The organism is Bacillus horti (genome assembly GCF_030813115.1).
GTDB classification, from domain to species: Bacteria; Bacillota; Bacilli; order Caldalkalibacillales; family JCM-10596; genus Bacillus_CH; species Bacillus_CH horti.
In genome coordinates, this window is sequence record NZ_JAUSTY010000003.1 from 305,613 (window position 1) to 327,413 (window position 21,801).

Below are 21,801 nucleotides of genomic sequence, written 5' to 3' on the forward strand. Positions count from 1 at the left end.
TAGATAAAAACATCTTAGGAGGAAGAAAACCATGCCATTAGTATCAATGAAAGACATGTTAATTAAAGCAGTTGAAGGAAAATACGCGGTAGGACAATTTAACATTAATAACCTTGAATTCACTCAAGCGATCCTGCAGGCAGCACAGGAGGAAAACTCTCCTGTTATTCTTGGGGTCAGTGAAGGAGCAGCTAAATATATTGGTGGTTTTAAAACGGTCGTAGCGATTATAAGAAGTTTAATTGAGGATTATAATATTACTGTACCTGTAGCGATTCACTTAGATCATGGTTCCTCCTTTGAGATGTGTGTAAAGGCTATTGATGCTGGATTTACATCTGTTATGATTGACGGATCTCACTTCCCTCTGGAAGAGAATATTGCGTTGACTAAGAAAGTAGTAGACGTTGCTCATACCCTAGGAGTTTCTGTTGAGGCTGAGCTAGGAAGAATTGGAGGACAAGAGGATGACCTAGTGGTTGATGATGCCGATGCCGCGTATGCGATTCCAGCTGAATGTGAGCAGCTTGTCCGTGAGACAAAGGTAGATTGTTTTGCTCCAGCTCTTGGTTCTGTTCACGGTCCTTACAAGGGAGAGCCGAACTTAGGGTTTGATCGCATGGAAGAAGTACAAAAATTAACAGGTGTACCTCTAGTGCTACACGGGGGAACTGGAATTCCTACGAAGGATATTCAAAGAGCGATTTCATTAGGTACAGCAAAAATTAACGTAAATACGGAAAGTCAAATGTCTTCAGCGGCAACTGTACGTAAGGTGCTTCAAGAAAAACCTGATCTGTACGACCCACGTAAATATCTTGGACCAGCTAGAGATACGATTAAAGAAACGGTAAAAGGAAAAATGCGTGAGTTTGGCTCAAGTAACCAAGCTTAACCAGATGCATTCCCTATGTTTGGGAGAGAGATCATCACGTATTTTCAACCCTATTTAACCCATAAAATTCATTATAGATACGAACCTTACTTTTATGATTTCGCAAAAAAGCAAGGAGGAGGTCCTCACTATTATGAAAATCTTCTTAGACACAGCTAATATAGATGAAATAAAAAAGGCGTATGAGCTAGGTGTTATTGCCGGTGTAACAACAAACCCAAGCTTAGTAGCGAAGGAAGGAATTGACTTCAAAGAGCGATTACAAGAGATTTGTGCCATTGTTTCAGGCTCTGTTAGTGCAGAGGTTATTAGTGAGCACGCTGAAGGAATGGTGGAGGAAGGAGAGGATCTGGCTAAGATCGCTCCGCAAATCACCGTTAAAATTCCTATGACTCTTGAGGGCTTAAAAGCGGTAAATATTCTTTCTAGCAAACAAATCAAGACGAATGTCACCCTTATTTTTTCAGCAAATCAAGCGCTACTAGCTGCACGTGCAGGGGCGAGCTATGTCTCTCCTTTCTTAGGTCGACTTGATGATATTGGGCATAATGGAATGCAATTAATTGAAGATATCGAGCAGATTTTTTCAATCCATAATATAGCGACTGAAATTATTGCGGCATCCATTCGTCATCCTCTTCATGTTACAGAAGCAGCTTTGCGAGGGGCGCATATTGGAACTATGCCGTATTCCGTTATTGAGCAGATTTCCAAGCATCCACTAACAGACGCTGGAATTGAGAAGTTTTTAGCTGATTGGGAGAAGGCGCAAAAATCAAACTAAGGTGTATTCTTTTGCATCAATGATGGCAATAATGATGGTAGCATCTTCTAACAGCAAGAAAGACCTAGGAAGGAGAAGAGGAATGGACAAATTATATATTCAAGGAAAAACTCCTTTAAGGGGCACTGTTCAGATTAGTAGTGCCAAGAATAGTGCTGTTGCTCTAATTCCAGCTACTATTTTAGCCGATACGCCGACAGTCATTGAGAACCTACCCAATATCAGTGATGTACGTATTTTAGCTGAACTTTTAGAGCAAATCGGAGGCAAGGTAGAGATTAAAGACAATGACATGTACGTAGATTCTACGACAATGTCATCAATCCCTCTGCCCAATGGAAGTGTAAAAAAACTTCGTGCTTCCTATTATCTTATGGGAGCTATGCTAGGTAGGTTTAAGCGAGCAGCTGTTGGCCTTCCTGGGGGCTGTAATTTAGGACCGCGTCCTATAGATCAGCATATCAAAGGCTTTGAAGCTTTAGGAGCGAAAGTAACCAATGAGCATGGAGCCATCTTTTTAGAGGCTGAGGAGCTTAGAGGCTCACGGATTTATTTAGATGTTGTGAGCGTTGGAGCTACAATTAATATCATGCTGGCGGCTGTGAGAGCTAAAGGGCTAACGGTTATCGAGAACGCAGCCAAAGAGCCAGAAATTATTGATGTTGCCACGCTACTTGTTTCTATGGGAGCCAAGATAAAGGGAGCAGGAACAGATGTGATAAGAATTGAAGGTGTCGATACCCTTAAGGGCTGTAGACAACCGATTATCCCCGATCGTATTGAGACGGGCACATTTATGATTGCTGCTGCGGCAACGAAGGGACAGGTACTTGTAGATAACGTTATTCCTAAGCATATGGAGTCTGTTTCTTCTAAGCTTAGAGAGATGGGTGTGATTGTGGAAGAGAGGGATGACTCGATACTAGTGGATGCTACGGCAGCAGATTTAAAAGCTGTCGACATTAAAACATTAGTTCATCCAGGGTTTCCCACTGACCTTCAGCAATCTATGACTACACTCCTGACACAAGCGGAAGGAACAAGCATTGTAACCGATACAATATATAGTCATCGCTTTAAGCATACGGATGAATTAAGACGTATGGGTGCAAATATTAAGGTTGAAGGACGTTCTGCAATTATTACTGGTCCAACAGCCTTGCAAGGCACTAAGGTGACGGCATCGGATCTACGTGCGGGCTCAGCTTTGGTTATTGCTGGACTTATCTCTTCAGGAATAACAGAAATAAGTGGTGTTGAACATATCGATCGAGGGTATGAGAATCTACAAGCAAAGCTAAAGGCTTTAGGTGCTGAGACCTGGAGAAAATCAGACACACTCGATCAAGAAGTGAAAGAAAAAGTGAACCAATAATCAATTAAGAAGACGCTTTAAGGGATAAGAAGGACATGTTACTAATGTAGGTACTGTCCTTCTCACCTATGAAAAATGACCTTATAGCTCTTCTTCCCTCAAACACTCTACTCATCTTCTACCCCTAAACTAGACATACTCAGTTGCATATGGATCACAAAAAAACAGAACTCAAAACCTATAGCACATTTTAAAAATTATGATATATTTAGTAGGGTGTAATCATGACTACTTACTCTTAAATCTATGAAAATAAATAATCTTATTTTACTAATGTATATCTACTATATTCGTTAGCTAGAGATGATGAGGAGGGACAGCATGGAAAGAAGCTTATCAATGGAATTGGTTCGCGTGACAGAAGCTGCGGCATTAGCCTCAGCAAGATGGATGGGAAGAGGGAAAAAGGATGAAGCTGATGATGCAGCTACAACAGCGATGAGGACAGTTTTTGATACCGTTCCAATGCGTGGAACTGTTGTGATTGGTGAAGGAGAAATGGATGAGGCACCAATGCTATACATTGGAGAGCAGTTGGGAATGGGACATGGTCCAGAGCTAGATGTTGCTGTAGATCCTTTGGAAGGAACAAATATTGTGGCTAAAGGGACGTGGAATGCGTTATCCGTATTAGCTGTGGCTGATAAAGGTAACCTCTTACACGCTCCTGATATGTACATGGAAAAAATAGCTGTAGGACCTGCTGCTGTTGGGAAGGTGGACCTTAATGCATCAGTGGCTGATAACCTAAAAGCAGTAGCTGATGCGTTGAACAGAGATATTTCTGATCTGGTAGCTGTAGTGCTTGACCGTGAGCGGCATTCTCGAATTATTCATGAGGTAAGGGAAGCGGGGGCAAGAATTAAACTCCTTTCTGATGGAGATGTAGCCGCTGCTATCAACACGGCTTTTGAGGATACAGGTGTAGATATTTTATTCGGTACCGGCGGAGCTCCAGAAGGCGTCATTGCGGCTGTTGCTCTCAAATGCTTAGGTGGAGAGCTTCAAGGAAGACTAGTTCCTCAAAATGAAGATGAAGTGGAGCGCTGCCTAAAGATGGGGATGGCAAAGCCAGACCAAATCCTCCGCATGGACGATTTAGTTAAGGGAGACGACTGTATTTTTGCCGCCACTGGAGTAACAGACGGTGAATTGCTTAGAGGGGTTCGATTTAAAGGGAGCTCTGCGTCAACTCAGTCTGTTGTTATGCGCGCGAAATCTGGTACAGTTCGGTTCATTCAAGCCGATCATCGCTTAGAAAGAAAACCTAATATGGTCATGGAATCATAAGAAGAAATAGAAAAGTATAGTAAAAATAATTTAGTAAAGAAAAGTGGTGTTCATAATCTTATGGCAGTGCATATTACTGATCTAGAAGAAAAGAGTTTAAAAGAGTTATATAAACTAGCGAAGGAATACGAAGTACCTTATTATGGCCAATTAAAGAAAAAAGAGCTTATCTTCGCGATATTAAAGGGCCAGGCAGAAAAAGACGGATTTTTGTTTATGGAAGGAATTTTAGAGGTATTACAAGAAGGCTATGGCTTTCTTAGACCGATCAACTATCTCCCTTCCTCCGAGGATATCTACATTTCTGCTTCACAAATCAGACGCTTCGAGCTACGCAACGGAGATAAAGTTTCAGGAAAGGTTAGACCACCAAAAGAGAATGAACGTTATTTTGGGCTACTGCACGTAGAAGCTGTAAATGGTGAAGACCCTGAGCTTGCTAAAGAACGTCCTCATTTCCCTGCTTTGACACCACTCTATCCAGATGAAAAAATGGTTTTAGAAGCTGATCCAAAAAAGCTTGCTCCTCGTATTATGGATCTCATTGCACCTGTTGGTTTAGGACAACGTGGATTAATTGTAGCACCTCCTAAGGCGGGTAAAACCGTTCTCATTCAAGAGATTGCCAATAGTATTTCAACAAATCATCCACAGATTGAATTAATCGTACTGCTTATTGATGAACGACCTGAAGAGGTTACCGATATGCAGCGCTCTGTTAAGGGTGAAGTGGTTAGCTCTACCTTTGATGAAGTTCCTGAGAACCATATCCGAGTGGCTGAGCTTGTTCTTGAGAGGGCGCAACGTCTTGTAGAGCATAAGAAGGATGTTGTCATTTTACTAGATAGCATCACCCGTTTGGCTCGTGCTTACAACCTTGTTATTCCACCAAGTGGTCGAACATTATCCGGGGGGATAGATCCTGCTGCTTTCCATAGACCGAAACGCTTTTTTGGAGCGGCTCGTAATATTGAAGAGGGCGGAAGCTTAACCATCCTAGCTACCGCATTAGTGGAAACGGGCTCACGTATGGATGATGTGATCTATGAAGAGTTCAAGGGAACAGGGAACATGGAGCTGCACTTAGACAGAAAGCTAGCTGACCGTCGCATCTATCCTGCTATTGATATCCGCCGCTCAGGAACAAGACGAGAAGAGCTTCTCCTACAGCCTCATGATCTTGACAAGCTGTGGGTCATTCGTAAAAACCTTACAGAGTCACCTGATTTTACAGACCAATTTATTAGAAAGATCAAGAAAACATCAAACAATGAAGAGTTTATGGCCCAGTTTGAGCTTCCTGAGGGAGAAGGGCAAGGCTCTGCATCTGAAAGCCGGTCTAGTGGAGCCAAAACAGGCACTAAATCCACGAAAAGCACAAAAACATCAGCAAGCTAACTTGATCGATTAAAGAACTGACAATTAGATAGAGGTACTATAAATGTCTTTTAAGAGAACGCGGTATAAGCATAAACTCTTAAAAGGCATTTTTTATTCATTAGGCACATATCCTTAACAAGGAACATTAACAAGGAGGGATAGCTGTGGGTAAGGCCAAACGACTTATTACTTCTGCCTTAGTCATCTCTGGAGCAACGGCGTTGTCGCCCATGGATGTCGGGGCCACAGAACTAGAACCCAATCTGTTTGATGAGGATCTCCAAGCTATGATTGAGCAGGAAATGCTTGAAAAAGCGCTACGAAGCTACACCAACCCCCTACACCGAATAGAGGCTGAAATGAACCAGGATCATGATCAAGAAACAACCTACATAGTGCAGGAAGGGGATACCTTATCAGAAATTGCTCAAAAATTTGGCGTAGAGATTAAAGAAATAGTTCATCAAAATGAAATACAGAACGTAAATAGGATTGCTGTTAATCAAGAATTAAAAATTAGGGTCGTTCAAAAAAACTATGTTATTAAATTCGGGGATAACGCACAGCAAATTGCTGATGAACATGGAATTACCGTTGAAGAATTAGTAAGCACTAACGGTACGTTAAAATATACGTCTGCTCAGCTGTATCCAGGGACAGAAATTCAGGTACCCACCCCTACTCCAGATTTTCCTGAAGAACAGCTTGAAGATAATCAACCGGAAAAAGCTAATACGATCCTGCTAGCAAGTCGTTCAGATGTTTCAGCTTCTACTCAGACGATAAGTGGGTTTCAATGGCCAGTAACTGGTACTGTTACAAGTCGCTTTGGAATGCGCTGGGGAAGGCAGCACAACGGAATTGATATTGCAAATAGTCTAAAGAAGGAAGCTGTCATTGCTGCGGCTAAAGCTGGTGTTGTAAAAGAAGCAGGGTTTCATTCGGGCGGCTATGGTAATTTGGTCATTTTGGATCATGGTCAGGGAGTAGAAACCTACTACGCTCATATGAGTAAAATCAGTGTCAAGGCAAATCAAGAAATAAAGCAAGGGGAGCAGATAGGTTACATGGGGCAAACAGGAAGAACGACTGGCTACCACCTGCATTTCGAAATTAGGATTAATGACAAGCCTGTAAATCCTAGCTCTTATTTAGAGTAAAGAACGAAACGTATTGCAACTCCTTATTACACATGCTATAATCAACCATGTGTGATTGACTAACTCTGTTTCGAAAATGATTCAGGGCGTAAAGGAGTGAACGTTTATGAAGCCAGGAATTCACCCAAATTATCAAGTAACTAAGGTCACTTGTGCGTGCGGTAACGAGTTTGAAGCTGGTTCAATTAAAGCGGATTTACGTGTAGAGATTTGTTCAGCTTGCCATCCTTTCTATACAGGGAAGCAGAAACTAATTGATGCAGGTGGACGAGTAGATCGCTTTAAGAAGAAATATAACATGAAATAAGCTTAAACAAGCTATAACTTTTTGAATGAATATAGAATGAAAAAAGGTGTTAGAAACAGGTAAGGCAAGAGCTTGCCTGTTTTTTAACACCTTATATCATTATTTATAGGCAGATTTGTGCCATTTTTTCTTTTCATATATCCTAAAGGATGAGAGACAATAAGGATGAACGGAGTCCGTTGACGTAGATACATATGGCTCATTAATCATAAATAATATGAATCATGAATAATATGGATCATTTAAACGAGGTAGATATTTTACAGAATGGGAGAGGTAGCTTATGCATGAAGTAAAGCAAAACGGATGGATTGAGCTGATTTGCGGGAGTATGTTTTCTGGGAAAAGTGAAGAATTAATCCGTCGAGTGCAACGAGCTCAATTTGCCAAGCAGCAGGTACAGGTGTTCAAGCCTGTAATTGATAATCGCTATAGCCAGGTGTCGGTTGTTTCGCATAAGGGTTCTTCTCAGGTGGCACAGCCCGTTTCGACAGCAGCTGAAATCATTGAGTTGGTAGAGCCGCATACGGATTGTGTGGCGATTGACGAAGTTCAGTTTTTTGATGAAGACATTGTACAAGCTGCCCAAACCTTAGCAGATCGTGGTATTCGCATCATTTGTGCGGGATTGGATCAGGATTTTAGAGCGGAGCCTTTTGGTCCAATTCCACAGCTTATGTCTGTTGCTGAGTATGTGACGAAGCTTCATGCGATATGCTCTTCCTGCGGCTCCTTAGCTAGCAGAACACAGCGCTTAATTAACGGCGAGCCAGCACATTATAATGACCCTATCATTCTAGTAGGGGCTTCAGAGAGCTATGAGCCTAGATGCAGACATTGTCATGAGGTCAAAGGCAAAGAGCCAAAAAGCTCCTTAACTGAGCAAACCGTTTTGACGAGACGTGCATAGTATACTATAATTTGAATGTTAAGCATCTATTTGAGATGTAAGTGAGGTGAAGAAGATGTTTGATCGTTTACAAGCCGTCGAGGACCGCTTTGAGGAGCTAGGTCAATTGTTGTATGATCCGGCCATTTTGAATGATCCCAAAAAGCTTAGGGAGTATTCTCAGGAGCATTCTAAAATAGAAGATACGGTCACAGCGTATCGTGAATATAAAGAGGTTACAGCCCAACTCAAGGATGCTAAATCCATGCTTGAGGAAAAGCTAGACGATGAAATGAAAGACATGGTGAAGCTGGAAATCTCCGAGCTTTCCGAGCGGAAGGAGCAGCTGGAGGAGCAACTCAAAATTCTCCTGTTACCGAAGGACCCTAACGATGACAAAAACGTAATCGTTGAGATTCGAGGAGCAGCTGGAGGAGACGAAGCTGCTTTATTTGCTGGTGTATTATATAAAATGTACACACGCTATGCAGAAAATAGAGGCTGGAGAACAGAAATGATTGAAGCCAATCCTAACGATGTAGGGGGCTATAAAGAGGTTATTTTCCAGATTACAGGTCAAGGAGCCTACAGTCGTCTGAAGTATGAAAGTGGAGCTCATCGTGTTCAGCGGATTCCAGTTACTGAATCAGGTGGACGTATTCATACGTCAACGTCAACAGTGGCTGTATTACCTGAGGTTGAAGAGGTTGATGTAGAGATTCACGATAAGGATATTCGAGTGGATGTATTCTGCTCTAGTGGTGCTGGAGGACAGTCTGTTAATACGACTCAATCGGCAGTGCGTTTGACTCATATTCCAACCAATACGGTGGTAACCTGTCAGGATGAAAAGTCACAGCATAAGAATAAAGACAAAGCGATGAAGGTTTTGCGTGCGCGTGTATATAATAAGTTCTTAGAAGAAGCTCAGTCTGAATACGCTGATATTCGTAAATCAGCTGTAGGGACAGGGGATCGCAGTGAGCGTATCCGTACGTACAATTATCCTCAAAGCCGAGTAACGGACCATCGAATTGGGTTAACTTTGCATAAGCTTGACCAGGTACTCAATGGTGAGCTTGATGAAGTCGTTGATCCGTTAATTGTATCAGAACAATCAGAAATGCTTAAAAAGGTGGAAGCGTAATGAAGCCAACCACATATCGGGAAGCCCTTGTTTGGGCTTCTTCTTTATTAGCGTCAATAAATCCAAAGATAGCCGAGTGGCTCCAGCTCCACCTTATGGGAGTGGAGCGCCAAGAATGGGTAAGAAGTCTTGATGACAGTATGTCGTCTGACGCATTAAGCAGGTATCAAGGCTGGGTTAAGGCTGTTGTCGACGGAGAGCCCTACCAGTATATTGTTGGAGAAGAAGACTTCTATGGTCGTACCTTTCATGTTAGCCCTGCTGTACTCATTCCACGCCCGGAAACGGAGCTTTTAGTTGAACATGTTATAGCCTATGCTAAGCGCTATTGGGCTGATGCGGTATCGTGTACGATGGTTGATATAGGGACAGGGAGCGGAGCCATTGCCGTTACTTGTGCTTTAGAATGGGATAAGGTACGTATGCTAGCTGTGGATATTTCAGAGGAAGCGTTAAGCGTAGCGAGTCACAATGCGAACCAGTTAGGAGCACAGGTTGAATTTTTACAAGGAGATTTATTGCAGCCCCTCCTATCAAGAAAGAAAAAGGTTGATGTATTAATTTCTAACCCACCATACATCCCATTTTCACAAAAAGAGAAACTAGATCGCAATGTTGTGGACTTTGAACCTCATACAGCTTTATTTGCGCCAGAGGACGGCTTATATTTTTATCGACAGCTTATTCAGCAATCACCATCTATCTTAGCTAATCAATCTCTACTAGCCTTTGAAGTAGGCATCCATCAGGCACAGGCAGTTGTAGATTTTATAAAGCACATACATCCGTCAGCTAAGTGTGAAGTGAAGCGGGATTATCAAGGGATTGATCGAATGGTTTTAGCTTATATAGAAAAATAAATAGACGAACGAAAAAACAAAGATTGATACGAATTGGATGAGGAGGATAAAATAAGGTAAAGACGTAGTGAACTTAAAATGAAAGAGGCGAACAGATGATGCCAGCCAAAAATAAAATATTCGTCCTTTTCCTCCTCCTATGTATCAGTGCGGTTATTTTCCTTGCGTTTGTGGACTTTACCCCTGAGCCCTCTAGCCTAACAGCTGAAGAGCAGCAGGAAGACAGTAGGGAATCTTCATTGGGGGAAGAGCGAACCAATACAGAGGATGAAAGGGAGCTTAAGCGAAAAGAACGGGTAGAAGCGTGGCTCCAAAAGCTCACATTAGAAGAAAAAGTGGGACAAATGTTCATGCCCCAACTCGAGATGGTGGACGGGCAAGATACGACGAGTATGAATGAAGCTCTACAACAGAAAATCCAACAGTATCATCTTGGTGGAGTCATTCTTTTTGAGAAGAACATCCAAGGTGTTGAGGAAGTTGTGCAGCTAAACTATCAAATTCAAGAGCAGGCTGTAAGCATTCCTTTATTTATATCAATTGACCAAGAGGGCGGTAATGTTAGACGTATTCCTGGAGGTACGAACATGCCGGGCAATATGGCGTTAGGAGCGACACAAGACAGAAATCTAGCGTATGAAACAGGGCGTATTTTAGGAACGGAGCTTCACGCTTTAGGAGTAAATATGAACTTTGCCCCTAGTCTTGATGTGAACAATAATCCAAGTAATCCTGTGATCGGTCTGCGCTCATTTGGAGCAGACCCTGACTTAGTGTCTAAGCTAGGTGTTTCGTACATTCAAGGCTTACAGGATGCTCAAATCATTTCAACAGCGAAGCATTTTCCAGGGCATGGGGATACAGATGTGGATTCCCACCTAGGACTACCTGTTGTAAATTTTGATCGTGAGCGGCTTGAGGAGATTGAACTATACCCGTTCCGACAGGCCATTGAACAGGGTGTAGACGTTGTCATGACAGCACATATGACATTTCCTAGAATAGATAATACACACTACATATCCAAAAAGGATGGTAGCCAGATTACGATTCCTGCCACTCTCTCCTATAAAATATTAACAGAGCTCCTGCGTGAAGAGCTCGGCTTTAAGGGAGTGATTGTGACCGACTCCTTTTTGATGAAAGCGATCAGCGAGCATTTTGGAGAACAGGAGGCTGTACTAAAAGCGATTCAGGCAGGTGTGGATATCATTTTAATGCCTGGAGATTTAGAAGCCTCCTTCCATCATGTTGTACAAGCCGTTAAAGCAGGGGAAGTGACCGAAGAAAGAATTGATCAATCTGTTCGTCGCATTTTGGAGCTAAAGGCTAAATATAATCTTCTTCCTGATGTGGCAGAAGCACCAAGCCAACTGCAAGGAGATATACAGGAGAAACTAGAGCATGCTCTGCAGATTATCGGGAACGAAGAGCATCGATTGGTTGAGCAGCAAGTCAGCCAGCAAGCTGTTACACTACTAAAAGACGCTGAGCAGGCACTTCCTTTTTCACCTGCTCCAGACGATCAACTACTAATTATAGCTCCCTCTGAGCTAACGGCTCAGCGTTTGCTTAATGAATTGGACAATCTACAGAGTGGAGTGGTGCAGGGCTTGCCTCCTACCACTGATACGGCTGAAGAAGGGCAGAGCTTTAGCTGGCAGGGAGCGGCAGAAACGCTCATTTATGCCGGTGATGAGCTTCCAGAATCATGGGTAGAGCAGCTCAATCAAGCACAATACGTCCTTTTGGCAACGCACAACTTAACACAAATGGATGAGGATCATCCACTTGTGTCTAGGTTCAAAGAGATTCTTAACACGTTAAATGAACAGGATAAAACGTATATGTGGATGGCTTTAGGAACGCCATATGATATTTTGATGGCACAACAGGCCAAAGCGTATATGGCTATATATGGAGCACAGTCTCCTAACATCCAAGCTGGGCTTAATGCGTTGTTTGGACAAGCGGAAATTTCCGGACAGCTACCCGTTGCGATTCCACATTCGTTGGATTCGTCAGCTATTGAGGAATCTGAAGAGGATGAAAAGGGTGAAAATGAGCCGCCTCTATATCCATCGGGCTCAGGTATCGCTGTAGAATAACAGCAACAGAAATGTCGGTTTTTGATGAACGAAACAGCTGCTTAAATCGTTTAAATCCCCTTTGATCTGACCATGCTAGGGATAAGAAAAAGCACGGTTGATGAGAGGGGAAAATAATGATGAAAGTAGATAGAGTAATTGACAGGGGACGAAACGTAGAGAAAAAGAAGAGCAGACTAGCCTTGTTCTTAGCCATAAGCTTACTTGTGATTGTAATGAGCTGGGAATACCAAAGCTATGCGTCTGCTAGTATGCTTAATCAAACGGTCGGAATTCCAGAGGAATCCATTCGCCTGAGAGTGTTAGCCCATAGTGATAGCCCGAGTGATCAATGGCTAAAGCGTGAGGTGCGTGATGCGATTGTAGACCAAATCAATGAATGGGTTGGAGATATTCAGGATATAGAGCAAGCTAGGGCATATATTCAAGCGGCAGAAGTAGAATTAAATCAATTAGTGCGACAAACGATCCAGGAAAGAGGCTATTCGTACAGTTCGAGTATTCAATTTGGAGAGGTTGTATTCCCTGCTAAACTTTACGGGAATCAGCTTTATCCAGCTGGAGAATATGAAGGTCTTCTAGTTACCATTGGAGCTGGTCAAGGTGAAAACTGGTGGTGTGTTCTTTTCCCACCATTATGCTTTATCGACTTCGGTACGGGTCAAACGGTAGCAGAAAATCAAGACTCAAATGACTCAAATCAAAGTGCCTTTGATAATCAACAAGAGCAAGAAGTTGAAGTAAGGTTTTTTGTTTTAGAATGGCTGTCTAAAATTAAATCCTGGTTTTCATAATCTCACATGACGAACATTATTTTTCCGGATAAAATAGAAATTGGGAGGATATGAAGGAAGTAAAGACAAGCTTTTGTAAAAGTGATTTTTTAACAGGCGGTGCAAAATATGCAGAGTCATCATACGAAACATTTTATTATCCACAACTATCAGAATGAATCTGTGGATAACCTAATTAAGCATGCACAAATTCAGCAAGCCGCCACATTCCTTAGAGCTGGTGAAACGGTAGCTTTTCCTACTGAAACGGTATATGGATTAGGGGCTAACGCCTTGTCTGACATAGCTACAGGAAAGATTTTTGAGGCAAAAGGGAGACCAAGTGATAATCCACTTATTGTCCACATCGCCGAACAGAATCAGCTTGTTGATATTGTGGATAACATTCCACCACTAGCTATAAAATTAATGGAGCATTTCTGGCCGGGGCCATTGACCCTAGTGCTGCCCAAAGGGAAGAAGGTTTGTAAATCGGTAAGTGCAGGGTTAGATACAGTAGCGGTTCGCATACCCCAACACCCAATTGCTTTAGCCCTTCTTAAAGCGTGTCAGCTCCCTATAGCTGCTCCAAGTGCAAATCGGTCGGGAAGACCAAGCCCTACTACAGCTGAGCATGTATTGGAGGATTTGTCAGGAAAAATAGCTGGGGTAGTAGATGGTGGCGCGGCAGGGGTTGGGCTAGAATCCACTGTTGTTGACGTAACGGGTAAGGTGCCCATGATCTTAAGACCTGGTGGGGTTACCATGGATCAGCTAAGACATGTAGTTGGAGAGGTGCTTGTTGATCCGGCCATTACGGATAGTGATCAGAAGCATGGAGATGAAGCATTTATCCCCAAATCGCCAGGTGTCAAGTATCAGCATTACGCACCAAAAGGGCAAATGTGGCTAGTCAGCGAAGATTTTGGGCTAGAGAAAATGAGAGAGCGCCTCCAAGCACTGGTTAAGCGAGATAGAGAAGCAGGCTATAGGGTGGCTGTGCTTACAACAGATGAAGGTGTTGATCAATATACAGCTGATCATGTTGTATCTCTGGGTCAACGAAATAATCTAGACAGTGTGGCGAGTAAAATTTACGCTTCCTTGCGAACATGTGATCAAATGGGGATAGAACGAATTTATGCTGAAGCATTTCCTAAAAGCGGAGTAGGAATGGCTATTATGAATCGATTATTAAAAGCCGCGGATGGGAAAATGCTTGGAACTGAATAGCTCTTTACCTCTAACGGTCATATCTGACTCTTAGAGGCCCATATTGTTCTGATGAGATCTCTAATTTTCGACCCTTAGAAGTGAAAATTCATTGCTTTTAAGCAGATTGAAAGGCTAAGGTGCAAATATGTCCGTTAGATTTGGGGGTGCTCAAAAAAACACCTCTAAGCTGCAGAAATGTCCGTTAGAATCTGTAGCTGCAAAAGCAAGACCAGAATACAAATAGGTCCGTTCAAAAATGCAAGTAATAAGGCGCAGCCTCCCCTTTTTTGGGGTAGGAAGCGTCTTTTTGTTTTGAATGGATTTTTATTTATATGCTACTTTTTAAGACAATTTCCCCTCTCATGTGAATAGAAAAACAAAAAAGAAAACGATGTGAACCTAGTTGACAGCCACTGGAAGTTCATATATATTTGTTAATTGAGAATGATAATCATTAATATTGAAAATGATTATCAACAAGCATATTTATTACATATCCAAGGAGGAGAAAGAATGCAGAAGAAAAGCTTACTTTTATTATTATTTATGGCTACTATGCTATTTACTGTAGCATGTAGCTCAGATAGTTCAGGTGATGCTTCAAATACAACAGGAAGTAATTCGGAAGGTAGTAATGAGGTAGAAGCAGCGGAAGGTGAGGAAGGAACGGAGGAAGGTGAAACAGAGGCTAGCGAAAGAGTGATTCAGCATGCGATGGGTGAAACCATAGTACCAGCCAATCCACAGCGTATTGTTGTGCTGACAGGAGATGCTCTCGAAGCTGTATTATCAGTTGGTCTTACACCAGTAGGCTCTACTCAGGCTATGGGAGATCGAATCTGGTATGAGCATTTAGAAGATTATATGGATGGAGTGACAAATGTGGGTGCCATGTCAACTCCGGACTTAGAAGCTATCCAGCTTTTAGAACCAGATTTAATTCTTGGTGCGAAATCTAGACAGGAGGAATCCTACGATCTGTTGAGTGAAATTGCCCCAACTGTTTTTACTGAGAGTCATACGTTAGGGCAATGGAAAGCAGATTTTCGACTGTATCTTGACGCTGCGAATAAGCTTGACGAGGGTGAAGAGGTTCTTGCTGCTTGGGAAGGTCGTGCAGCAGAATTATCTCAGAGGCTTGATGATGCAGGGAAACTAGACTTAGAGGTTGGTATTTTACGTTTTACGGCTGGGCAAGGGCGATTCTTTTACAATATGAGCTATAGCGGAAGTATCGTAAAAGAATTAGGTTTTGCTAGACCTGCAAACCATGATGTAGATGATCAGTGGGTGGAAAATATTACACAAGAGCGTATTCCTGAATTTGATGCCGATGTGTTATTTTACTTTGTTTTAGATTCTGGAGATGGGCAAGCGGTCCAGTTTGCTGATGAGTGGATTGAAACTCAGCTGTTCCAAGAGCTTCGAGCGGCAAAGGAAGACAGACTCTATGAGGTCAATGATGGCTATTGGAATATGACGTATGGCATCCTTTCTGCCGATTATGTGCTAGAAGATATTGAGCGACATCTTCTAGGTGAGTAAGTCTGTGTTAAACGAAAAGCAAGGACCTGATCGAATGAATGAAACTGATCGAGTGAATCAAGCTGATCAGGGTAGTCAAGTTAGTCAAGGTGATAGAACAGATAAAGAGAATGAAAAAGGTAGAGTAGATACATTGGAAAAAGGTGAAAAGGAGTATACGAGACAATTAGAGCAAAAGGATTCATTAGCAAAGATCTTAGGGAAAAGCTTTGGCATGCTAGGAGCTCTAATTGTGGTAGCTTTGTTATTTCTAGCAAGCTTAGCATACGGTTACACTGATACGAACATAGGGACAGTCATCCAAGCTTATATGAGCTATGATGGTTCCTCAGAGCAAACAGTTATCCGAACATTAAGAATGCCTAGAGCTATCCTCGCTTTACTAGTAGGCTCTTGCCTAGCCATTTCAGGGGCATTAATGCAAGCTTTAACCCGAAATCCGATGGCTTCTCCAGGCATTTTAGGGATAAATGCAGGTGCTAGCCTTAGTGTGGTCATTGGAATGACTGTATTTTCAGTGCATTCCTTACAAGGCTTTATGTGGTTTGCCTTTTTTGGAGCTTTTGCCTCAGCTATAGCTGTATATGTACTAGGCTCCATGGGAAGAGAAGGGCTGACACCTCTAAAATTAACCATGGCTGGGGTGGTTTTAGCTTCTCTTTTTTCCTCTTTAACAACGGGTGCCCTTATTCTCAATGAAAACAGGTTAGAGAATGTTCTATTCTGGTTAGCCGGTTCAGTGGAAGGTAGGAAAATAGAGGTTGTCCTTCCCGTCCTACCCTTCATTCTGATAGGTATGCTAATTGCCTTCTTAATGGGTGGGAAAATTAATGCTCTTTTGGTTGGGGAAGATGTAGCTAAGGGGCTTGGTCAGAAAACCTGGATGGTCAAAACGTTTGGAGTGCTTGTCGTTGTCCTGCTATCTGGTAGTGCTGTTTCGATGGCAGGTCCGATTGGCTTTATCGGTCTCATTGTTCCTCATATGGTTAGAGGTTTAGTAGGGATAGATCATAGATGGGTTTTGCCCTATTGCGCTATTTTCGGAGCAGCCCTATTGCTAGCTGCAGATATTGCTGCTCGTTTTATTCTTTTTCCTAAGGAAGTACCCGTTGGGGTAGCCACGGCCGTTGTAGGTGTTCCCTTTTTTATCTACCTCGCTAGAAGAGGAGTGATGAAAGGATGAGAATGAGAATGAAACGCTACCGGACCTTTCGCATGAAAAGCCTACCCATTTCTTTTTTAGTCGATCAAAGAGCTTTAATAATCATTATCCTATTGACTGTAGCCCTTGTGGCCCTAATGCTGATCAGCTTAGGATCTGGTACGACTAAGGCTAGTGTGGGAAGAGTAGTGGCAACACTCCTTGGCTCAGGAACGACTTCAGAGAACTTCGCCCTTTTAACCCTGCGCTTACCACGAATTCTTCTTGGTGCGTTAGTAGGAGCGGGATTAGCTTTATCTGGAAGCATTTTGCAAGGTTTAATACGTAACCCTTTAGCAGCTCCTGATGTAATTGGAGTTAGTAGTGGGGCTTCCCTAATGGCTGTCTTATTTATTTCAGTTATTAACCCGGCCTTAGGTCTAGGTATTGATTATTTGCCCTTATTTGCTTTTTTAGGAGCGCTGACTGTCGTTTATATCATGTATGGTCTTGCCTGGAAGGACGGAGTGAGTCCCTTTCGCTTAATTTTAATTGGCTTCGGTATAACAGCATTGCTTGGTGCGATTCAGACTATTCTTATGATTTTTGGACCCATTACAACAACAAGCCAGTCCTTTGTGTGGCTGACAGGTAGTTTACACGCAACGAAATGGCATGAGGTCGAGATTGTTTCCATATGGATGCTTATTTTAACTCCTATTCTTTTTGGCTTAGTCATGGCTTTAAATTTACAGCAGGTGAGTGATGAAATTACCGTTGGACTAGGGGGGCGCTTACAGCTCATTCGTTTAGGATTAGTGACCATGGCAGCTTGTCTTGCAGGGGTGTCCATTGCTTTTGCTGGTAGTATTGGCTTCATTGGCTTGATGGCCCCCCATATTGCTAGAAAGCTTGTGGGGACGTCATATGGACAGTTAATGCCTACTGCTGCACTGATTGGGGCGATTTTGATTGTGTTTGCAGACTGGGTCGGGCGTACATGGTTTGCTCCACTGGATATTCCGGCAGGAGTATTTACAGCGATGATCGGTGCCCCATTTTTTGTCTATCTGTTTATTCGTATGCGTAACAAATAAAATGGATTTTAGGATCAAGGGGGAAGGGTAGCATGCCTGAAATTGCAACGAAAAGACTAGTACTAACCTATGGAGAGAAAACGATTATTAATCAACTGGATCTTGTCGTGCCTACTGGTAAAATTACCGTTTTTATTGGCAGCAATGGCTGTGGAAAGTCAACTTTACTGAAATCTATGGCTAGGCTTTTAAAGCCTAAGGCTGGCTCCATCATATTAGATGGAAAAGGAATTGCCCAAACCAGTACGAAGGAAGTTGCCAAGAGCATGTCCATTTTACCTCAAGGTCCAACGGCACCACAGGAGCTAACCGTTTTTCAGTTAGTAAAGCTAGGACGTTATCCCCATCAAAATTGGTTTAATCAGTGGAAGGAAGAGGATGAGCAGCATGTTTGGGATGCTCTTAAGCTTACCAAGCTCACTTCGTTTGCTGATCGTCCAGTTGAATCCCTTTCAGGAGGACAAAGGCAAAGAGCATGGATTGCCATGACGTTCGCTCAGGATACACCTTTAATTTTATTGGATGAGCCGACCACCTACTTGGATTTAAGTCATCAGGTAGAGATTCTCGATATTTTGTATAATCTTAACAGAGAAAAGCAACGTACGATTGTCATGGTCCTGCATGATTTGAATCTGGCTGCGAGATATGCCGATCATATGATTGCTGTGCATAATCAGACCGTTTTTGCAGCGGGCAAGCCTACAGAAATTATGACGAGTGATATTATTCGCCATGTTTTTGATATGGAGTGTGTGGTAAGCTCAGATCCGTTATTTGGAACACCAATGTGTATTCCCTATGGAAAAGGCCTGACAGCGTCAAAGAACAATGAAGTCGTAAACATTAAAGCAAACTAGGATACAGTAAATCAAACTAAGATACATCAAAGCTAAAATACAGTGAACCACCGTTTAGGAATAGTGCCATCTTCATACACATAGTAAGCTCAAACTGTTTAGAAAATCACAGCATCACTTGAGGACTTGTACTATTTCTATCCCCCTCAGCATATCTTGAAAGAGACAAGGGGGATGAAACGTGGATACCATTGATCTTGGAGAGATTTTAACGCTATCTTTAGTAGCAATAGCCCTGAGTATGGATTCTTTTTCTGTAAGCATTGGTTTAGGGATGCAACGTATGAGATTGCGACATATGCTCAAAATTAGTGTGATTAACGGTCTCTTTCACGTAGTCATGCCTCTTGCAGGAATGGTAATAGGTAAATATCTTAGCTCGCATATGGGCCATTTAGCTGTTACTGTAGGAGGTATTTTACTTTTATTATTTGGCTTACATATGATTTATTCCGCTATCTTCGGCGAAGAACAACAGCACCCAATTGGGACACATTTTATGGCTATTATGTTATTTTCGCTTGGTGTTAGTATAGATGCATTTTCAGTAGGGCTTTCCTTTGGACTTTTTTCAGCCAATATATGGTTAATGCTCGGCTTGTTTGGTTCATTTGCTGCTTTATTCACTTGTCTAGGGCTGCTGGTAGGAAGAAAAGTAGGAGATTGGTTAGGAAGCTATAGTGAAATGATTGGAGGTTTGATCCTACTTGTTTTTGGGTTAAAGTTTCTAGTATGATAGGCAGTATAGGAAGAATTAGCCATTAAGAAGTGGGGGATACCAAGCTATGAAAAAAAACATCCTATTTGTGTGTACAGGGAATACGTGCCGAAGTCCTCTCGCTGAATATTTACTTCGCCATAAGGCGGGTGATCAATATGCTGTACAGTCAGCTGGAATTGCAGCAGGGACAGGCTTCCCAGCCTCAGAGCATGTAGACAAACTTTTATTAGAAAAAGGGATCAGCAATGAGCACCAGTCGCAAGCCCTTACGGAAGAGCTAATCAACTGGGCCGACCTTATTCTAACGATGACTGTTCAGCATCAGGAGCTTGTAAAGCAGAGATTTCCTGCAAAGGCCAATGCTGTGCATACATTAAAAGAATATAGCTCTACAGACAGTAGCCATCCAGATATCTTTGATCCATTCGGAGGACCAGAGTCTATTTACAGACTGACTATGGAAGAAATTGATGCGTTGCTGGACAAATTAATCAAAAAGTAACCGAAATCTTCACTTTTTCGACAAAAATCTAACAAAATTTGTAGAAAAATTACGAACTTAGCAGGTAGACTCTTCCTTTAGAGAGAATTACTCTTTATCGGAAGAGTTTTTTAATGAAAAAAAAGGACCTACATGAAGGGGGAGATGAAGCATGGAAGCAAAGCTAAAACAAGTTAAGAAGGGATCATTTAGTCTACAAAGAAAAATGGTTCTTGGCATTATGCTATTAGCCATTATTACGTATGGAACAAGTGCCTTATTTATCTTTTTTCTCATTGATTATATTACGTTTATTCCAGAGTGGATATTTGTAACAGCAACATTAGGCATGGGTGTGCTATGGTCAGGCATCCTAGGATTCTTTGGCTCACGCATCATTTCTAAGCCGATTGTTCGTCTAGAGCAGTCCGCTCAGCTCGCAGCCACTGGTGATTTGAGAGCAAATGTAACCGTTCACAAATCCGATGATGAGATTCGCGCTTTAGGCTTGGCGTATAACACAATGCTCGAAAGCTTAAGGGATATGGTTCGCGATATTACAGCCAATGTTGAGTCGACAAACCGTGGTGTCAGAGATTTGACAGAGGCTTCAGAGGCTGCTGCCGATCAATCGGAGCAGATAGGTCGTACGATTGGACATATTGCTGCAGGGGCTGAGCGCTCGTCAGGTGCGATTCGGCAGAATGTACAGGCGATTGAGCAGGTAACCGAATTAGCGGAGAACATGGATGAGCACGCTCTACAATGTAAAACTTTATCCGAGCATATGGTTTCTTCATTAAAACAAAGCGAGGAAGTTGTTCACTCTTTAATCAGTGGAATTCAACAAATTGCCCAAACGAATCAAGAATCTCTAGATATTATTGATCGCCTCCAGAAGCATGCGTATGAGATTAATGATATTACGAAGCTAGTGGGAGAAATTTCAGAGCAAACGAACCTTTTAGCTCTTAACGCCTCCATTGAAGCTGCACGTGCAGGAGAGCACGGTAAAGGCTTTGCTGTGGTAGCTGAGGAAGTAAGGAAGCTGGCTGATGAAAGTAGCAAAGCCGTTCAAGGCATTAGCGAGCAAATTAGTCACGTCCAAAGAGAAGTAACGGAGGTTATTGAGCACATTCAGCAGCAGGTGAATGTGACAAATAAGGAGTCAGCTAAAGGGGAAGAAACAAACAAAGCCTTCCAAACCATTTCAGAATCAATCTTCCAAGTGGTAAAATCTGTTGAGGGTATTGCAGGCCTAGTTTCTCAGCAAAAGAGCTCTGTGAATCAAATGATGGAGGATGTGCAGCATGTAGCGGCTGTAGCTGAGGAAACATCGGCTGGTGCTGAACAGGTTTCCAGTACCACTGAGGAGCAAACAGCTGTGATGGAGGAAATTGCGGCAACAGCTCACTCTCTAAGAGAAGAGGCAGGTAAGCTGCAAAAGCAAATCCATCGCTTTACTGTATAGTACGTGTAGCGTACAGACGTATAGTGTTTTGACATATCCAATTGGAAGGGGTTGCCTAAGTCATGCAATGACAGGGCTAACCCCTTTTTAGCTTCAGCTCTATAATGCTTTCGTTGCGCCGTAATTTCTTTGTGTTATTATTTCTAACGGACATTTTTGACTCTTAGAGACACAAATCAATATGTTTTCATCTCTAACGGACATAATTGCTCTTCTGTCAATAAAGTAGACACAATAAGTTACGCAACTTCCTGATAATAGAGTTGCTCAAAGCGCACTGGTGACATGTAACCAATGGTACT

Annotated in this window: 20 protein-coding genes; all 20 read left to right on the forward strand. The window is 42.4% G+C overall.

Going from position 1 to position 21,801, the window contains the following annotated elements:
• Positions 1 to 31: 31 nt before the first annotated feature.
• The 20 genes from fba to J2S11_RS05120 all read left to right on the forward strand — a co-directional run bounded on the left by fba (position 32) and on the right by J2S11_RS05120 (position 21,499).
• Positions 32 to 895 (forward strand): class II fructose-1,6-bisphosphate aldolase, encoded by an 864-nt coding sequence (gene fba / locus J2S11_RS05025; protein WP_307391772.1) that lies wholly within the window; start codon positions 32 to 34, stop codon positions 893 to 895.
• A 133-nt stretch (positions 896 to 1,028) separates the two neighbouring features.
• Positions 1,029 to 1,679, forward strand: coding sequence for a fructose-6-phosphate aldolase (gene fsa / locus J2S11_RS05030; RefSeq protein WP_307391774.1), 651 nt, complete (start codon positions 1,029 to 1,031; stop codon positions 1,677 to 1,679).
• 82 nt (positions 1,680 to 1,761) lie between these two features.
• The gene (locus tag J2S11_RS05035) at positions 1,762 to 3,054 is read left to right on the forward strand and encodes a UDP-N-acetylglucosamine 1-carboxyvinyltransferase (RefSeq protein ID WP_307391777.1); all 1,293 of its coding nucleotides are present in this window, start codon (positions 1,762 to 1,764) and stop codon (positions 3,052 to 3,054) included.
• Between the two features lie 321 nt (positions 3,055 to 3,375).
• A complete protein-coding gene (gene glpX, locus J2S11_RS05040; protein WP_307391779.1) occupies positions 3,376 to 4,344 on the forward strand; it encodes a class II fructose-bisphosphatase in 969 nt (322 codons plus the stop codon).
• 60 nt (positions 4,345 to 4,404) lie between these two features.
• Entirely contained in the window at positions 4,405 to 5,742 is a 1,338-nt protein-coding gene (gene rho, locus J2S11_RS05045; protein ID WP_307391781.1) for a transcription termination factor Rho, read from the forward strand.
• Positions 5,743 to 5,888: 146 nt separating this feature from the next.
• Positions 5,889 to 6,884, forward strand: a complete 996-nt coding sequence (locus tag J2S11_RS05050; RefSeq protein ID WP_307391784.1) for a M23 family metallopeptidase — start codon at positions 5,889 to 5,891, stop codon at positions 6,882 to 6,884.
• A 106-nt stretch (positions 6,885 to 6,990) separates the two neighbouring features.
• Complete coding sequence (gene rpmE / locus J2S11_RS05055; protein ID WP_307391786.1) at positions 6,991 to 7,191, forward strand: 50S ribosomal protein L31; 201 nt, start codon at positions 6,991 to 6,993, stop codon at positions 7,189 to 7,191.
• 283 nt (positions 7,192 to 7,474) lie between these two features.
• Entirely contained in the window at positions 7,475 to 8,101 is a 627-nt protein-coding gene (locus J2S11_RS05060) for a thymidine kinase (protein WP_307391789.1), read from the forward strand.
• Between the two features lie 55 nt (positions 8,102 to 8,156).
• On the forward strand, positions 8,157 to 9,227 hold the full coding sequence (prfA, locus tag J2S11_RS05065; protein ID WP_307391792.1) for a peptide chain release factor 1: 1,071 nt from the start codon (positions 8,157 to 8,159) through the stop codon (positions 9,225 to 9,227).
• Positions 9,227 to 10,087: a peptide chain release factor N(5)-glutamine methyltransferase gene (prmC, locus tag J2S11_RS05070; RefSeq protein WP_307391795.1), complete on the forward strand. Its 861-nt coding sequence runs from the start codon at positions 9,227 to 9,229 to the stop codon at positions 10,085 to 10,087. The genes prfA and prmC overlap by 1 nt, the downstream gene beginning before the upstream one ends.
• A 95-nt stretch (positions 10,088 to 10,182) precedes the next feature.
• On the forward strand, positions 10,183 to 12,195 hold the full coding sequence (locus tag J2S11_RS05075) for a glycoside hydrolase family 3 protein (RefSeq protein ID WP_307391796.1): 2,013 nt from the start codon (positions 10,183 to 10,185) through the stop codon (positions 12,193 to 12,195).
• Between the two features lie 116 nt (positions 12,196 to 12,311).
• Positions 12,312 to 12,989, forward strand: coding sequence for a stage II sporulation protein R (gene spoIIR, locus J2S11_RS05080; RefSeq protein ID WP_307391798.1), 678 nt, complete (start codon positions 12,312 to 12,314; stop codon positions 12,987 to 12,989).
• Positions 12,990 to 13,097: 108 nt separating this feature from the next.
• Entirely contained in the window at positions 13,098 to 14,201 is a 1,104-nt protein-coding gene (locus J2S11_RS05085) for an L-threonylcarbamoyladenylate synthase (protein ID WP_307391801.1), read from the forward strand.
• A gap of 495 nt (positions 14,202 to 14,696) precedes the next feature.
• On the forward strand, positions 14,697 to 15,728 hold the full coding sequence (locus J2S11_RS05090; protein ID WP_307391804.1) for an ABC transporter substrate-binding protein: 1,032 nt from the start codon (positions 14,697 to 14,699) through the stop codon (positions 15,726 to 15,728).
• Between the two features lie 214 nt (positions 15,729 to 15,942).
• Positions 15,943 to 16,911, forward strand: coding sequence for a FecCD family ABC transporter permease (locus tag J2S11_RS05095; RefSeq protein ID WP_307391837.1), 969 nt, complete (start codon positions 15,943 to 15,945; stop codon positions 16,909 to 16,911).
• A complete protein-coding gene (locus J2S11_RS05100) occupies positions 16,908 to 17,966 on the forward strand; it encodes a FecCD family ABC transporter permease (protein ID WP_307391807.1) in 1,059 nt (352 codons plus the stop codon). Before J2S11_RS05095 ends, J2S11_RS05100 begins: the two co-directional genes overlap by 4 nt.
• A gap of 32 nt (positions 17,967 to 17,998) precedes the next feature.
• Positions 17,999 to 18,826, forward strand: coding sequence for an ABC transporter ATP-binding protein (locus J2S11_RS05105; RefSeq protein WP_307391810.1), 828 nt, complete (start codon positions 17,999 to 18,001; stop codon positions 18,824 to 18,826).
• A gap of 181 nt (positions 18,827 to 19,007) precedes the next feature.
• Positions 19,008 to 19,562: a manganese efflux pump MntP gene (locus J2S11_RS05110; RefSeq protein WP_307391813.1), complete on the forward strand. Its 555-nt coding sequence runs from the start codon at positions 19,008 to 19,010 to the stop codon at positions 19,560 to 19,562.
• A gap of 49 nt (positions 19,563 to 19,611) precedes the next feature.
• Complete coding sequence (locus tag J2S11_RS05115) at positions 19,612 to 20,049, forward strand: low molecular weight protein arginine phosphatase (RefSeq protein WP_307391816.1); 438 nt, start codon at positions 19,612 to 19,614, stop codon at positions 20,047 to 20,049.
• A gap of 151 nt (positions 20,050 to 20,200) precedes the next feature.
• Positions 20,201 to 21,499 carry a methyl-accepting chemotaxis protein gene (locus J2S11_RS05120; RefSeq protein WP_307391819.1) on the forward strand — a complete coding sequence of 433 codons (1,299 nt, stop codon included), beginning with the start codon at positions 20,201 to 20,203 and terminating at the stop codon, positions 21,497 to 21,499.
• The last annotated feature ends 302 nt before the right edge of the window (positions 21,500 to 21,801 follow it).